At 44.2% G+C, this 15,499-nt stretch carries 15 protein-coding genes; 6 read left to right on the top strand and 9 right to left on the bottom strand.

Going from position 1 to position 15,499, the window contains the following annotated elements; all coding sequences use genetic code 11:
- Positions 1-95: 95 nt before the first annotated feature.
- The gene (locus NST62_RS00480; RefSeq protein WP_141601117.1) at positions 96-2,108 is read left to right on the top strand and encodes a GGDEF domain-containing phosphodiesterase; all 2,013 of its coding nucleotides are present in this window, start codon (positions 96-98) and stop codon (positions 2,106-2,108) included.
- A gap of 35 nt (positions 2,109-2,143) precedes the next feature.
- On the opposite strand, the gene NST62_RS00475 is transcribed toward NST62_RS00480, so the two are convergent.
- Together NST62_RS00475 and NST62_RS00470 are read right to left on the bottom strand one after the other, a co-directional pair.
- The gene (locus tag NST62_RS00475) at positions 2,144-2,623 is read right to left on the bottom strand and encodes a threonine/serine exporter family protein (protein WP_141601116.1); all 480 of its coding nucleotides are present in this window, start codon (positions 2,621-2,623) and stop codon (positions 2,144-2,146) included.
- A gap of 12 nt (positions 2,624-2,635) precedes the next feature.
- Positions 2,636-3,385, bottom strand: a complete 750-nt coding sequence (locus NST62_RS00470; protein WP_141601115.1) for a threonine/serine exporter family protein — start codon at positions 3,383-3,385, stop codon at positions 2,636-2,638.
- 116 nt (positions 3,386-3,501) lie between these two features.
- Here NST62_RS00470 and NST62_RS00465 point away from each other — a divergent pair, with 116 nt between their 5' ends.
- Positions 3,502-4,902, top strand: coding sequence for a polysaccharide deacetylase family protein (locus NST62_RS00465; RefSeq protein ID WP_141601114.1), 1,401 nt, complete (start codon positions 3,502-3,504; stop codon positions 4,900-4,902).
- A gap of 631 nt (positions 4,903-5,533) precedes the next feature.
- Here NST62_RS00465 and NST62_RS00460 read toward each other — a convergent pair.
- Both NST62_RS00460 and NST62_RS00455 read right to left on the bottom strand, forming a co-directional pair.
- Positions 5,534-6,703, bottom strand: a complete 1,170-nt coding sequence (locus NST62_RS00460; RefSeq protein WP_342463017.1) for a saccharopine dehydrogenase C-terminal domain-containing protein — start codon at positions 6,701-6,703, stop codon at positions 5,534-5,536.
- A gap of 25 nt (positions 6,704-6,728) precedes the next feature.
- Positions 6,729-8,204, bottom strand: coding sequence for an aldehyde dehydrogenase family protein (locus NST62_RS00455; protein ID WP_328219751.1), 1,476 nt, complete (start codon positions 8,202-8,204; stop codon positions 6,729-6,731).
- A gap of 171 nt (positions 8,205-8,375) precedes the next feature.
- Here NST62_RS00455 and NST62_RS00450 point away from each other — a divergent pair, with 171 nt between their 5' ends.
- The 3 genes from NST62_RS00450 (at position 8,376) to NST62_RS00440 (ending at position 9,930) form a co-directional block, all read left to right on the top strand.
- Positions 8,376-9,173 carry a TIGR00266 family protein gene (locus NST62_RS00450; protein WP_141601111.1) on the top strand — a complete coding sequence of 266 codons (798 nt, stop codon included), beginning with the start codon at positions 8,376-8,378 and terminating at the stop codon, positions 9,171-9,173.
- A gap of 230 nt (positions 9,174-9,403) precedes the next feature.
- Positions 9,404-9,805: a thioesterase family protein gene (locus NST62_RS00445; protein ID WP_342463016.1), complete on the top strand. Its 402-nt coding sequence runs from the start codon at positions 9,404-9,406 to the stop codon at positions 9,803-9,805.
- A complete protein-coding gene (locus NST62_RS00440) occupies positions 9,802-9,930 on the top strand; it encodes a hypothetical protein (RefSeq protein WP_281279177.1) in 129 nt (42 codons plus the stop codon). Before NST62_RS00445 ends, NST62_RS00440 begins: the two co-directional genes overlap by 4 nt.
- Before the next feature lie 30 nt (positions 9,931-9,960).
- On the opposite strand, the gene NST62_RS00435 is transcribed toward NST62_RS00440, so the two are convergent.
- The 5 genes from NST62_RS00435 to NST62_RS00415 all read right to left on the bottom strand — a co-directional run bounded on the left by NST62_RS00435 (position 9,961) and on the right by NST62_RS00415 (position 15,068).
- Complete coding sequence (locus NST62_RS00435; RefSeq protein WP_141601110.1) at positions 9,961-10,791, bottom strand: undecaprenyl-diphosphate phosphatase; 831 nt, start codon at positions 10,789-10,791, stop codon at positions 9,961-9,963.
- A gap of 196 nt (positions 10,792-10,987) precedes the next feature.
- On the bottom strand, positions 10,988-13,204 hold the full coding sequence (locus NST62_RS00430) for a HAMP domain-containing sensor histidine kinase (protein WP_141601109.1): 2,217 nt from the start codon (positions 13,202-13,204) through the stop codon (positions 10,988-10,990).
- 15 nt (positions 13,205-13,219) lie between these two features.
- Positions 13,220-13,375, bottom strand: coding sequence for a hypothetical protein (locus NST62_RS00425; RefSeq protein ID WP_181733143.1), 156 nt, complete (start codon positions 13,373-13,375; stop codon positions 13,220-13,222).
- Positions 13,353-14,048, bottom strand: coding sequence for a response regulator transcription factor (locus NST62_RS00420; protein WP_141601108.1), 696 nt, complete (start codon positions 14,046-14,048; stop codon positions 13,353-13,355). Before NST62_RS00420 ends, NST62_RS00425 begins: the two co-directional genes overlap by 23 nt.
- Before the next feature lie 129 nt (positions 14,049-14,177).
- Entirely contained in the window at positions 14,178-15,068 is an 891-nt protein-coding gene (locus tag NST62_RS00415; protein ID WP_141601107.1) for an EamA family transporter, read from the bottom strand.
- 196 nt (positions 15,069-15,264) lie between these two features.
- Here NST62_RS00415 and NST62_RS00410 point away from each other — a divergent pair, with 196 nt between their 5' ends.
- Positions 15,265-15,495, top strand: coding sequence for a DNA-binding protein (locus tag NST62_RS00410; RefSeq protein ID WP_141601106.1), 231 nt, complete (start codon positions 15,265-15,267; stop codon positions 15,493-15,495).
- Positions 15,496-15,499: the final 4 nt, after the last annotated feature.

Raw genomic sequence — 15,499 nt, 5'->3', positions numbered from 1 at the left:
GTAAAAACGATGGACTTACTATGGTGACGATTTCCTTTAAATTATTTATAATGAACATGGTATAAAATAACGATTCGCAAGGAGAAGAAAATAGCATGAATGTTGATATATTGCAAAGTTATGAAGAAAATTTGCTTTTGAAGGCTCCTTTTCCATCTTTTGCATTAAATCAAGACGGTCAAGTTGCCATCTGGAATTCCATATGTGAACAGTATTTCGGTTATGCTATACAGGATTTTCAAACTCCGGGATCATTAAAGGAACAATTATTATCTACTTTATCCGAAAATACATGGAAGCGCATATTGGATGCTCAGGAATGTTTTCGAATCAATCATATACAATTAACGCACAAAAATGAAACACTTAGCAAAGCGGATTTAATCATCATCCCATGCATGATTAACAATGAACCATGCATCGCTTTTTATTGCCTTCCGGAAGAGCGATTTTCCATTCTTGGAGAATCGGAACAAGAACTGTACGATTTAAAAAACGGCCTTTTTTCAACTTTTATGATGATTACGTTGGACCATGAGGGCTTCATTATCAATTGCAATCCATTATTTTTAAAAACAAGCAAATGGACGCCAAAACGGGTATTAAGAAAAAATTTCTGGCAGATGTTTCCTGAGAACGAGGAAAGCCGGCAAATCGCCGATACGATTTGGAACTCCATAAACAATGGAAAAATTTGGCAGGGGGATGTCCAAAAAATAAAGAAGACCGGCGAAACCTATTGGGTGCATTTGACGGCCATCCCCACTTATTCCCACAATGAACAGCAGTATCGTTTTATTTTGATTGAGCAAGATATTACACATGAAAAAGAATTGCAACAAAAGCTGGAAAAAATCGCTTATGTCGATACAGAGACCGGTTTAATGAATGTCCACCGCCTAGAAGAAATTGTAAAAGAAATGATCGCCGAGCAGCAACATTTCTACTTCGTTTATTTAAGCATCGATAAATTCTATACATTGAAAGAACTTCATAACGTTGAAATTGAAAACAACTTTATTTTGGAATTTTCCAAGCGCTTAAAAATTTATTTCCAGGACAGTGTGCTTGCCCGCATCAACGAAAGCGATTTCGTTGTCATTACGCCTCTTGGCGAATGGTTTATCCAGGGATTTTTGACTTATTTAAAACAAAATCCGATCTACATCGGCAATCGGGCAATGCCGATTACAGTGAGCGGAGGAATCACCCGCTCCCCGCAAGACCAATCAAACTTCATCCAATTGATGAACGCTTCCCTTGAAACGATTGCCCAGGTCCGCAAAGCCGGCGGGGATAACATTTTATCCCTTTCGGAAGCCGACCATAAAAAATTGAACCGCAAATCGATTATTGAAAAGCGGTTGTTGACTGCCCTGGACCAGCATCATTTGAAAGTATTGTATCAACCGCAAGCGGATTTAAAAACCGGCAAAATTGATGCGGTGGAAGCGCTTGTCCGTTGGGATGACAAGGAGATCGGCGTGGTGAGTCCGGACGAGCTGATTCCAATCGCCGAAGAAACAGGATTAATTAACCAGATCGGTTCTTTTATCATTGAAGAAGCATGTCGCCAGGCGGTTGCGTGGCAGCAGCAAGGCATCGAAATGAAAGTGGGCATCAACTTATCGGTAAGGGAATTCAGGGATAAAAACATGGCGAAATTCATATTGGAAACATTGATGAAAACCGGCTGCCCTGCCCATCTCATCCAAATCGAAATTACGGAAAAATTTGCATTGGAAGCCGAAGCGGAAACATCAATCATTCAACAAATGCGTACATTGGAAGAGGAAGGCATCACCTTTGTTTTGGACGACTTCGGCACTGGATATGCATCTTTCCGGTACATGCAGCTTTTGCCGATTCAAACATTGAAAATCGACCAAATGTATATACGTTCCCTTACCCAATCGGAAAAAACCCAACGTTTAATCAACGGCATCGTCCATTTCGGAAAATCCATGAATTTGACAGTCATTGCGGAAGGCGTCGAAACGGAAGAACAAAAACAACTATTGAAACAGTATGGATGTGACGCCATCCAGGGATTTTTCATTAGCAAACCGGTCACGGCCGAAAAAATCCCTCAACTGATCTCCTCTTAAACCAAAAAAAGGCTGCTCACATTCTTGAGCAGCTTTTATAATCTTCTTTTGTTTCGAATAAATGATTGCATGGAAGTCCTTCCTTTCGTCATAAATTTTACAAATAATTGGAAGATGACTTCAGAAAATACAATTCCCATGGCAATGGCTCCGGAAATTAAAAACGCCCGGATTCCGGTTTCCAGTCCCAACGTATAATTCTGCTCCACAAAATAGCGCATCGTATTGTATGCCAGGCCTCCAGGGACTAAAGGAATGATGCCTGAAACAATAAACACAATCATCGGTGTTTTCAGCCTTCTTGCATACCCTTGGGCGCAAACTGCTACAAAAAAGGCTCCTAAAAAAGCGGCGATGACCTCCGCCAATTGCTCTTCCAAAGCGATATAATAGATCATCCATCCAGCCGCACCGACTAATCCGCAATAGGGAATGGCCTTAACGGGTGCGTTGAAAATGACACAAAGACTTGCCGTTGCGAGAAAACTAAAGACTAATTGAACCAAATATTCCATAATCATTTCTCCTTAATGAATTGCCACGACAATCGCTACGCCTGAACCAATGGCGAAGGCTGTTAAAAAGGCTTCCGTGCCTTTCGCAATACCGGCCGTCAAATGGCCGGCCATCAGATCGCGGACGGCATTGGTGATCAAAATTCCCGGAACAAGCGGCATCACACCGCTAATAATGATTTTATCAAGTTCATTCCCATAACCGGATGTTACGGCTAAAAATGCAACCAGGGCCACGACAAAAGAAGCGAAAAACTCGGAGAAAAATTTCACTTTCGTTAAATGTTGCATCAAAAGAAGCGCCAAGTAGCCCGCTCCGCCCGCCAAAAAAGCGGCAGGCATATCGGTCCAATTTCCTCTAAACAAAATTAAAAAACATGCGCTTGATACCGCGGACATAAAAATTTGTAACCAAATTGGCAAAAAATAATTAGTTTTTTGTATAAATCTCAGCTCGTCATAGGCTTCATCTAATGTTATTATTTTAAGTGTAAGTTTCCTCGAAACTTCATTTACCTTGGCAATTTTATACAAGTCTGTAATCCTGCTGGAAATAGAGATGATTTTGGTTTTTTGTTTTTCTCCTAAAGAAAGAATGATTCCCGTTGGCGTCACATAACTTTGGGCATCTAAATTTTGGGAGCGCGCCATTCTGAGCATCGTATCCTCGACACGGTATGTCTCAGCACCGCTTTCCATCATAATTTGTCCCGCGAGCAGCAGACAATCAAGCGCCAATTCATCCTTCTTTTCGTTTGTCATAGTCTCATTCTCCTTTTCTTCCTTGCCATCATACCGAACGGGATGGCAAATCTCAAGCTTTCTAATCGGCTGAAAAAACTTTTCAAGAAAGATGTCTACGAGAGGGGTTGCCAATTATGAAACGACGCCGCAAATCAAAACGTGGTGCATGGATAGATTCTCTTTTAATAGGCTCTATTATTACTTTAACAACAATGATTATCATAACAACTTTCATGACAGGACATTTTAAGTTTCAACAGCCGACCGTTTCGGCTACGACCAAATATCCTGTGGAAACTTCCTCTCTTATTGAAGAAAGAAGCACAGCGTTTGCTGATATTCCATTAATTTCGGAAACATCTGCAAATAAATTAATATCATATTCTTTGGAATATCCAAAAACACCTTTCAATCAGGTGAATGGAATAATTAATCAATACATAGAACAAGTTAAGAACGATTATATCAATACATTAGTTGAAATGCACAAAGCGGGCAACAATCATGCGAGCGGCGATTTAAACATTTCAACGGATATTTATGATTGGAACCGGCAATATTACTCAATCGTCTTGAAAAAACGATTATCATTGGATCAAGATTCCTCTCATGAATCCTTCAAAACGATCGTTTTTCATAAAGATACCGGGGACATCGTCGAATCCGGCGCATTGCTCAATCAGAATACTGAATATTTCCATTTGCTCGCAAACTATTTGCGTTCCGAACTGAAAAAAACTTACGGCAAAGATTTGTTGGAAGAAAAACTTGATGACGCATTATCCGATTGGGATGATTTAAACCGGTTTGCCATTATGAATGACTCCATCGCATTTTATTTTAACCAGGGGGAAGTTGCCCAGGAACTTGCGGGCTCGGCAGTAATCAACATCCCTACATCTTTCTTGAATCCGATATTGGCAACTGATTTCCAAAACGGGGAAGCAAGCAAAGTAACGATTTTGACTCCGAAAAAGAAAGTCGCGTTAACTTTTGATGACGGGCCACATCCGCAAGTAACAAAACAGATTCTGGATATACTCGAAAAACACAACGCAAAGGCTACGTTCTTCATGCTTGGAAAACAGGTGGAGAAAAACCGGGACATCGCGCTTGAAGTTCTGAACCGCGGACATGAAATTGGCAACCATTCATATAACCATCCCGTTTTAACTAAACAAACCACATCCCAGACAGCTTGGCAAATCGATCATACAAGCAAGGTGATACACGATGTAACCGGGGAATATCCGACGGTGTTCAGACCTCCTTATGGGGCAACGAACCGGATGGTGGAAAGTGTGGTTGAAATCCCTGTCGTTCTGTGGACTATCGATACGTACGACTGGAAATATCGTGACCCAAATAAATTATTGCCGTTTGTTCAAGCCAAACTGCATGACGGCGCCATCATCCTGATGCATGATATTCATCAGTCCACTGCTGACGGCCTCGAAAGTGTACTGACATATCTGGAGCAGGAAGGTTATGAATGTGTAACAGTAAGCGAAATATTGGCGAAAAATAACAGATAAAAAATGAATCCCCCTTGCCAATGGGAGCAGGGGGATTTTTATTTGCTCCGCTTTCTGGAAGCGCATTCGGTTTGTGCTGCGGAGATGCCTTTGTACTGATAGATCTCTTGCGCTTTTGGAACGCGCACTTGTGCGGATATAAACCCACACGCCTAATGGAGCGGCGCTTGTACAAAAAAACCCGGCTCAGGCTCTTATGTTTCCTTCTTGGACTCTTGCATTTCCTTCTTGGGCGGATGAAGCCTCAGCTCGGGCTCTTATGTTCCCTTCTTGGGCAGAATACACCCCATCTTGGGCGCTTGTGCTTCCTTCTTGGGCAAATGAAGCCCCAGCTCGGGCGCTTGTGCTTCCTTCTTGGGCAGATATCCCCTCAACTTGGGCGCTTATGCTCCATTCTTGGGCAGATTTCGCCTCAACTTGGGCACTTACGCTTCCTTCTTGGGTAGATATCCCCTCAACTTGGGCGCTTACGCTTCCTTCATCTCAGATGGAGCCCTCTTGTGCACTTGCACCTCTCCCCAGTGCAAATGGACCCCTTTTAATATATGTCCGATAACTGCCTTTCCGTTTAAAGAATAAAAAACGTGAAGTCTGACACTTCACGTTTTTGCATCGCGGCATCTCTCAAGCATCACCATTTCACAATGGATGAGCGGTGGGATGTTTCTTTAATTACAACGCCGCGTTTATTCATTTTTTCAATATATTCTTTCCCAGGAACAATCGTTTCCGGCGGATACACTCCTCGTTTTGAAATTGTACCATCGCCAATCATGATTGCCACGGAAGCCACGGTACCGGCAGTCGCTTTCGCCATCGCCGTGACATCCGAGTCTTCCTCCCGTTTTATAATCGTTTCGTATTCATAAGTGACTTGTTCTCCGGATTTTTCTCCGACAATGATTGCGCGAAGGACAACAGCATCCTGTTTTTTGCCCAAGTATAATTTTTTCTTTAACGCTTCCCGGACGACATCGCGCACTTTCACTTTCACTCCGCCCACTTCGACCACATTATCCTGATCGAAGAATCCCAATTCCCTCAGAAGCCGGAATTGTTCCGCATGCCCTTTATAACGGACCGTCTTATATTCAAGGGTTTTGACATTCGGAAATGTTTTGTAGAGTGTGGAGGTTCCGCCGGAAGTATAGAATGCTTCCAGTGTTCCGAACTGCTCAAAATAAATCGGCTCTAATCCGGACAAAGAATCCACTTCCACCAATTGTCCATCCCTGATTATTTTTGAAGGCTGCGTATAATGATCGAAAACCCCTTCAAGCGAAAACACGCGCGTGTAATTCAAAGGAGGTTCCGGCTTGACAGGAATGCCTCCCACATACAGCTGGATGGAATCTACTTTATCCAATTTCGATGCACCGTAACCCACTAAAATATTAATCATTCCCGGGGCCAAACCTAAATCCGGGATAATCGTCACATTTTTTTCCTTTGCCTGTTCATGAAGTTTCAGCACGTTTTCCGTGATATTTCCGATATGTCCGCCTAAATCAACGGCATGTACGCCTACATCAATGGCCGCTTTTGCCACCTGTTCATTATATTTGTAAAACAGCGCATTTACGCACACATCGCCTTTGGCAATCACTTCGCGCAATTGCTCCTCGTTCTCCGCATCGCATTGCACCGCTTCCGTTTTTTGCAAATTTGCTTCCTGTATAAATTCAGTCGCAATTGCCAAATCCAAATCCGCCAAAAATACTTTTTCCACTTTATCGCTGTTGTCTAAATCCCGCGCTACTTCTTTCCCCATTAGTCCTGCACCTAACACTACTACTTTCATGCCAAACATCCCCTTTACTTAATAATCAGTTTGTATCAATTTGTGCCCGCTGAAGTTTGCCGCTGTAATCCACATATATACTTTTCCATTCGGTAAAAACATCCAACGATGCCTGGCCGGAATCCCGATGGCCGTTTCCTGTCCCCTTTGTTCCTCCGAACGGCAAGTGGATTTCAGCCCCTATCGTTCCTGCATTCACGTATACAATCCCCGTATCCAAATCCCGCTGCGCCTGGAATATCCGATTGACATCCTGCGAGAAAATGGAGCTGGATAATCCATACTTTACACTATTATTTACTTCGATTGCTTCTTCCAAACTTTCCACTTCGATGATGCTGAGCACCGGTCCAAAAATTTCCTCTTGGGCAATCACCATATCGGGCTTCACATCGGTAAAAATGGTAGGCTCGAAGTAGAAGCCCCGATCAAAAGGAGGGGTCGTAATGATTTCTCCACCCGTTAACAGCTTTGCTCCTTCTTTTTTGCCAACTTGGACATAGTGATAAATTTTTTCCAATGCCGCCCTGTTGATCACCGGCCCCACTTTCACATTTGGATCTAGGCCATTGCCGATTGTTAAATTGCTTACGGCAGCAACAAGCCTCTCCTCCAGCTCGCTTTTTACGTCTTTATGGACAATGACCCGGCTGCAAGCGGTGCATCTTTGGCCTGTCGTTCCAAAAGCGCTCCAAACAATTCCTTCCACCGCCAAATTTAAATCCGCATCATCCATGACAATGACGGCATTTTTTCCTCCCATTTCAAGGGAAACCTTTTTTAAATGCCGGCCGCCCAACTCTGCCACTTTGCGTCCCGTTTCATTGGAGCCTGTGAAAGAAATCACTTTTACATCCGGATGTTCAATGAGCGCCGTTCCAACAACCTGACCCGTTCCGAAAACAATATTAAAAACACCTTCCGGCAGCCCCACTTCTTCGATGATTTTTCCTAATTCGTATGCCATAAGAGGGGTTTCTACGGAAGGTTTCCACACCACTGCGTTGCCCGCAACGATGGCCGGAAACGACTTCCACGAAGCGATGGCAATGGGGAAATTCCACGGTGTAATGATGCCGACAACCCCTACAGGGCTTCTGACGCTCATGGCGAACTTATTCGGCAATTCGGAAGGTGTCGTTTCGCCAAATAACCGTCTGCCCTCTCCAGCCATATAAAAAGCCATATCAATGCCTTCCTGCACTTCGCCCCGCGCTTCTTCAATCACCTTTCCCATTTCTTTTGTGAGGATTTCAGCAAGATACTCTTTCTTTTCCTTCAGCTTATTGCCGATTTCATATAAATATTCCGCCCGTTTTGGAGCCGGAACGAGTGCCCATTTTTTCTGCGCCTGTTTTGCCGAACGTACCGCTTCGTCCACTTCATTTTCGGTTGAAAGAGGGACCTTTGCCAATTCCTCGCCGGTTGCAGGATTGATGACCGCCGCTTTTTCCAAATCCTGATCAATCCATCGGCCATTGATATAGTTTTTTAATTCCATAGCACCCTCCTTATATTATGAATGTATTATTGTTATACTTATTCAACATTTTCTCGTTAATTCCCTTTTTTTCTCGGGAATTCACAAAATAATAGAATTATAAAATGTTCACAAGGACATGCGTCGGCGGATGTCGTATATATTTAAGTAAATGCAAAAGGAGGAAACGACATGAATAATCACGAAATTGATTACAAACTTTACGGCGATGATATGCAGTACGTCGAGGTCGAACTGGATCCGAACGAAACGGTCATCGCAGAAGCGGGAAATTTAATGATGATGGATGATGGCATAAAGATGGAAACGATTTTCGGCGATGGATCCTCCAAAAGCAGCGGAGGACTCATGGGGAAATTGATGGGCGCCGGAAAACGTCTGCTTACCGGGGAAAGTTTGTTTATGACGACCTTTACCAATGTAGGAGCAGGAAAAAAACGGGTATATTTTGCTGCGCCTTACCCTGGAAAAATCATCCCTATGGATCTAAGCCAATATAATGGAAAAATCATCTGTCAAAAGGATGCCTTTTTGGCTGCCGCCAAAGGTGTTTCTGTCGGCGTAGAATTCCAGCGCAAAATATCCGTCGGGTTCTTCGGCGGAGAAGGATTCATCATGCAAAAACTTGAAGGAGATGGCATGGCGTTCATACATGCCGGGGGCGCCATTCACAAAAAAGACTTGTTGCCTGGCGAAGTCATTCGGGTAGATACAGGCTGCTTTGTCGCCATGACTTCGGAAGTGGACTATAGCATTGAAGCGGTTGGCGGCATCAAAACGGCGCTGTTTGGTGGAGAAGGTATCTTCTTCGCGACTTTAAGAGGTCCGGGCACTGTGTGGATTCAATCATTGCCATTCTCCCGTCTTGCAAGCCGCGTATTCGCAGCCGCCCCTGTTTCCAAAGGGGGAGGAGGCAGGGACACAGGTGAAGGCGGCATCGGAGGATTGTTCAATTTATTCAATGATTAAGTTGGAGGCAACCGGTTCTTTGCCTGTCGCACCCGGTTCCTTTACACAACATTTTTACAAAATTCCGCAATCGGCCGATTGTGGAATTTTTTTCCGAAAACAGGACGAAACATTCCGCCTGGGCAACACCGTTGCCTTACTATCCATTCTGTAAGCAGTAAATATTGACCGGCCATTTCCCCGGTGTTATTTATGTTCTGTGGCCAACGAGTATTTGAGGGGGTGTCACGTTGCTGATTGAGAAAAAACTGCAGGTTCAGGCTTATGATATCGATGCGATGGGCATTGTCAGCAATATCGTCTACGTCCGCTGGTTTGAAGATTTGCGGATGGAATTCCTGAATGCCACTTATCCGCTGAGAGAAATGATGAAATCGGATATTTCACCGATCTTAATGCACACCGAGGTTGATTATCTTTTGCCGCTGACGATTTTTGACCGGCCGATTGGACGATGCCGGCTGGAGAAGATGGGGAATTCCAGCTGGGAAATGGCGTTTGAAATCATTGTCGGGGACACGGTACATTGCAAAGGAAAACAGAGGGGCTGCTTTTTTGATTTAAAAAAGAAAAAAGTAGCGCGCATACCTGAGCAATTGCGTGCCGCCATCGCAGAGGAGAGGAAAAAATGAACACCTTTTTAGTCCAAACCGGAATTGTCAATGAGGCAGATCAATTAAATACAGCACAGGCGAATCTTCCCGAAAAAGGAAAAGGAGCAGCCGTTGGGGCAACTGCTCCTTTTTATTTGACTTAAGCGATTTGTAAATGCTGATGAAGGCCGTTATCAAAACACGAACAGCACAATCAGCAATACCGCCGCCAGCACCAACCGGTAAAGCGCAAACGGCACGAGCTTAATGCGTGAAATTAATTTCAGGAAGAATTTAATGGCAATTAACGCAAAGATAAAGGCGCTGATAAATCCTACAACGTAAAACCAAACATGATCCGGGTTGATTTGATCCCAGTTTTTCACCAAAGACAATCCGCTTGCACCCGCCATAATCGGTACGGCCATAATAAACGTAAAATCGGAGGCCGTTTTATGGTCAAGCCCCATGACCACCCCGCCGGCGATGGTCGCGCCGGAGCGGGAAAATCCCGGCCATAAGGATAGGCACTGGATCAATCCGATTTTGAAAGCTTTACCGTAAGATAGTTTGTCCAACGTTGTCACAGTCGGCCGTTTCGGTCCAAATTTGTCGGCAAAAATCATCCATAATGCCCCTACTACCAGCCCGAAGATTACCGTTTCCGTTCTGAACAAATGGTTATCGATATAATCTTCGAATAAAAATCCGAACACTCCGGCGGGAAGAATCCCTACAAATACATGAAGCAAATTAAACCTTTTCGAATATTCTTGTCCATCGATTTTGTATAAACCCACAAGGCTCAACATGCGTTTCCACATGACGACAACGACCGCCAAAATGGAACCGAGCTGAATCACCACTTTAAAAGTATTGGCGGATCCCTGCCCCAAAAACTCGGTCGTCTTTAACCACAAATCATCGACAATAATCATATGTCCTGTCGATGAAACCGGAGCAAATTCCGTCATCCCTTCGACAAAACCGAGGATGAGCGCTTTCAGCAAATCAATGAATTCCATACATATTTCCCCTTACACTCTTTTTCACTCAATTTACGATACACGATAGTTTCAAAATTGTCCATCACCTTCAAAACGTTTCATGGGCTTTTTGGTTTCAAAAATAATCTCTTGCACTCTATAAGCTATTTATTATTTTATGAAAGTATGCCATCCAAAAACAAAAAGGTTGCGGACAATCCTCCGCAACCCAGAATCATTCCGCTGCCACCGTCACAACGACTTTAAATAAATCTCCATCAACGCCGATTTCCAATTTTCCATGGTGCAATTCCACGATCGATTGGGCGATGGCCAGCCCCAATCCCGAACCTTCCGTATGGCGCGACTCATCCGCGCGCTTGAACCGCTCCGTCAACTCCTCCACATTGTCTCCCAATTCATAGTTCGCTATGTTTTTCACCGTAAATTCCGCAGCGGAACCGGCTTTTTTCAATGACACATAGACCCTTGTGCCACTCAGCGAGTATTTCAGCGCATTGACGATTAAATTATCGATCATCCGCCACCACTTCTGGCCGTCCACATATGCGTAAAGCGGCTCATCCGGAAGGGTAACCCGAAGATCCAAATTCGCCTGTTCAAAATCTTCTTTGTGTTCCCCAACCGCCTGTTGCAACAATTGGGTCAAATCAATCCGCTCCCTTTTCAATTCCACATTTCCGCTGGACATCTTCGATACTTCAAACAAATCTTCGATGAGGGTTTTTAGGCGCTGCGATTTATTCTCCAATATGTCAATATACCGTTTCCGTTCTTCCTCCGTAATCTCAGGATTTTTCAATAAATCCGTATACGTAATGATGGAAGTGAGCGGCGTGCGCAAATCATGGCTGACATTGGTAATCAATTCCGTTTTCAGCCGCTCGCTTTTCGCCTGCTCCATCATAGATTTCCGGACACCTTCCTGCAGTTCGTTCAAATGCCGGGCATGTTTGGCCAATGGCGATTTTCCTTTCACCTCTACCTCCGCCGTCAAACGCCCTTCCGCCATCTCCTCCGTCTGCTTCATGATGCGGTTCAAATATCCCGCATTTTTCAAAAAGAGCGTAATGGCAGGCAATCCAATAAAAAGGAGCAACGGAGCATAAACCAAGATCAATGTCGGTTCCATAAAGAGGACCGCAAAACCGAACCCGGCAAGAAATACAATGGACAAAACCACGATGGCCTGTATGCCGATGGGCCGTTCCAGGAATAAGTCCTGTATGCCGTCGGATAAACGGTACAGAAAGGAATTTCTCCATTCTTCCTTCATCTTTTCTTCGGTGTTCGCGCTTTCCCAGGTCCAATAAGTGCCCAATATGCTTAAGCTTGTAAAAATAAAGATGAATAAAAATTTGAAAACCAGTTCAATTCCGTATTGCAGCCAACCAATATCCGCATAAAAAGGGAACGGGAAAATATTGCCGGCAGCATCAAACGATAACGACATGAACAGGATGGCCATCAATGTGGTCCCGATGCGAAGATCGATCGGCAGCTTCAAGAAGTATTCCTTCAGGCGGATTGGGCCGGAAAACGCCCCCAAAGAAGGCTTGGCGACCGTCAACAGCCCGGCCAAAGCGAAGATGGCGATGGCCCAAATAACATATAAAATCATTTTCGTAATATTAAAATTTTGAAAGTCTTCTTGAAAATAAGCATTATTCATCATCGTTTTCGGAATGGCAATTATTCCTTCGTAGCGGGATACTTGCCCCGGGATGCGGATTTCGGGATCCATTAATGTATGGTCATATTCAAACATACCATTGGCCTCATTCCCATCCGGATCGATCGTTCTTGCGCCGTTTACGACTAAATAGGTGCCCTTGTCACCAAAACTCTCCGTAAATACCGCTTCTGCATCCACATCGCCCGATTGGAACGTTTCGCCCGTCTCCACATTTTGCAGATGATAGGCGAAATAATTGAACTCTTCCAAAAAGGATTTTTCCCCTTCTTTTTCCAAAGCGGCATATTTGTCGATGATTTCTTCCTTTTGTTTGCGCACTTTTTCTTCGACGTGACGGTCATCGCTAAAATTTTTCCGGATGTCCTCAATTTTTTGGTCCCGTTCCTCAATCAAAAGTTTTTGCAGTTCCTCGTCGTTTGCGGCCCCGTCAATCCGTTCCTGATATTGGGATTTGATATCTTCAATCTGATCCGTCAAGGACCCGTAATAATAGCGGTGATGCTCGATTTCTTTCTGAGTGACAGAAATGTGCTTTTTCGCCTCTTCCGCATCAAAGGGTTCCAAAACGTAGCGTTCCAGCCCGTTTTTAAAGCGTTCCAGATTTTCTTCAAACCCCACGGAATCGAAATAAGACTTGCCTGCATATCGGGGACCGTAGGAAATCAGCAAATACAGCGAAAAAAGGATCCACGAAATAAGAAAAAGAGAGAGGAGGAGTTTCATTTTATTTTCCATGCGAATTCCCCCTTCTCAAAAGACTTTTACAAAAAATGTGATGATTGTATTCCATTCGCTTGCCAAAAAACGGATGGCGAAACGGATAATAAAAATCATGCCGATGATGGATGCGATGAAGCTGATTCCCATCAAACCGTTTTCCAGCTTATTTTTCAATTTTGTATCCAATTCCCCACACAACCTTTAAATATCTTGGATTTTTCGGATCCGCCTCAATTTTTTCGCGGATTTTCCGGATGTGCACCGGCACAATGTTTTCCGCATTGTACGCTTCTTCGTTCCAAACCCTCTCATAGATTTCTTGTATGGAGAAGACGCGTCCGGCATTCGTCAAGAGCAGTTCGGTGATTTTATATTCAATTGGCGTAAGCTTCACCGCTTCCCCGTTGACACGCACTTCTTTCGCTTCCCTGTCGATGGACAGGCCATTCACTTCAATTTTTGTATTTGAAGCCCCTCCATTGTATGTACCCAATTGCGTATATCGTCTGAGCTGAGATTTCACCCGGGCCATAAGCTCCAATGGGTGGAAAGGTTTTGTAATATAGTCATCCGCACCGATGGAAAGGCCATGTATTTTGTCTGTATCTTCCGCCTTCGCACTCAGCATGATGATGGGGATGTTCCGTTCCTCCCGGATTTTGAATGTCGCCTGGATGCCGTCCATATTCGGCATCATGATATCAAGAATAATCAAATGCACTTCATGTCTGGAAAGAAGATCGAGGGCTTCTTTTCCGTCCTTTGCCTTCAACACTTTGTATCCTTCATTTTTTAAATAGATTTCGATGCCGTCACGAATGTCCTGATCATCGTCTGTGACAAGCACGGTCAAATCCATTCGCACCACCTCATCTCTTTTCCTTACAGTTTTATCATAGTGGATGATTCTTACCAAATGGCGAAGGAAAATCTTAAGATTTTCTTAATAAGAATTGAAAACCGCTTAAAGTAAACATCCTGAGCAGCCTCATTCCAGCGAACTTGCCTTTTCCGTTTTCTTTGCCGCCTTCCCGCTTCCAAACGTCAACACGATGATGCCTCCGAGAAGCAGTATCACGCCAATCCAGCTAATCGGACTTAAATATTCCCCAACCAAAAAGACGCCCAAAAGCGCAGCCGTCAGAGGCTCTGCCAATGACAATGTCACCGCGGAAGAAGAGCTGATTTTTTCAAGACCCGTCAAATAAAATATGTATGCCATACTTGTCGAAACAATCCCCATAAAAAGCATTGGCCAAAAATTCTGCCCTTCAAACACCCAGGAAACCCCATCCCCGGAAAAAGGCAATAAGAACAGGGCGCATAACGTAAAGGTCATCGCCACGCTTGGCAATGTCTCCTCCCTTTCCGTCAATCGCTTGCTGAAATTGGTATAAAGAGCGAACATCATCCCCGCGCATAATGCAAGCAAGATTCCGAAAGGATGGACCTCCGTTTCCCCCCGGTTCGCAAACAGCAGTATGCATCCGATAATGGCAAGCAATGTCGCCATTCCCCAGACCCGGTCAGGACGGCGTTTGAAGATCACCCACTCCATTATTCCCGAAAACACCGGTGAACTTCCAATGGTGACGACCGTTCCGACGGCAACTCCCGCGAAACGGATGGACGTAAAAAATAAACATTGGAACAGGGCTATTGCCAAAGCCGCCAAAATCGTCCATCTCCACGACCATTTTTTGAAATGGATTCTTCTCATGACGAGGACCGCAATGAGCAATATACCTCCTCCGATTGCCGAACGGACACCCGCCACGGCAATCGGCGAGATGCCTTCCTGCAAAAATGTTTGGGTTGTCCCCGTCGTCCCCCACAAAATCCCTGCAAGCAACACAAATATATAAGGCAGCAGATTCATTGCAAATCCTCCCGTTAAAAATGCGATTACCGTAATGCTACCATAATTCCTCAAATCTGGCATCTTTTTGGATGGCGGTTAATACTCTCTTCTCTTCGTATCATAATAATGTAAAATTGAAAAGCGGGATGCCGCTGTCCTTCCTTTGCCGATTGCAGTAATACCACAAATCCTAAATGAAAGGCGGGTCATCAACATGTATAAAACAGTGAGCGAAACAGCAAAAGACATTTCCATGCCGGAAGAAATGGTCCTGCGCTACATTTATGAAGGGCGCATCAAAGCCGTTCATGATGGTGAACAATTCCTCATCAACAGCGCCCAATTCGACACTTACCACGAACAATTGAAACGGTTGAAGGAAGAAATGGAATATTGGCAAAATACCCCCATACCTGAAGACTTGGATGTGAAAGACGAAGACTAGAAGC

Source organism: Ureibacillus sp. FSL K6-8385 (assembly GCF_038593155.1).
Classification (GTDB): Bacteria; Bacillota; Bacilli; order Bacillales_A; family Planococcaceae; genus Ureibacillus; species Ureibacillus terrenus.
The sequence above is the reverse complement of the archived record's forward strand: the minus strand, read 5'-3'. Positions and strand labels throughout refer to the sequence as shown.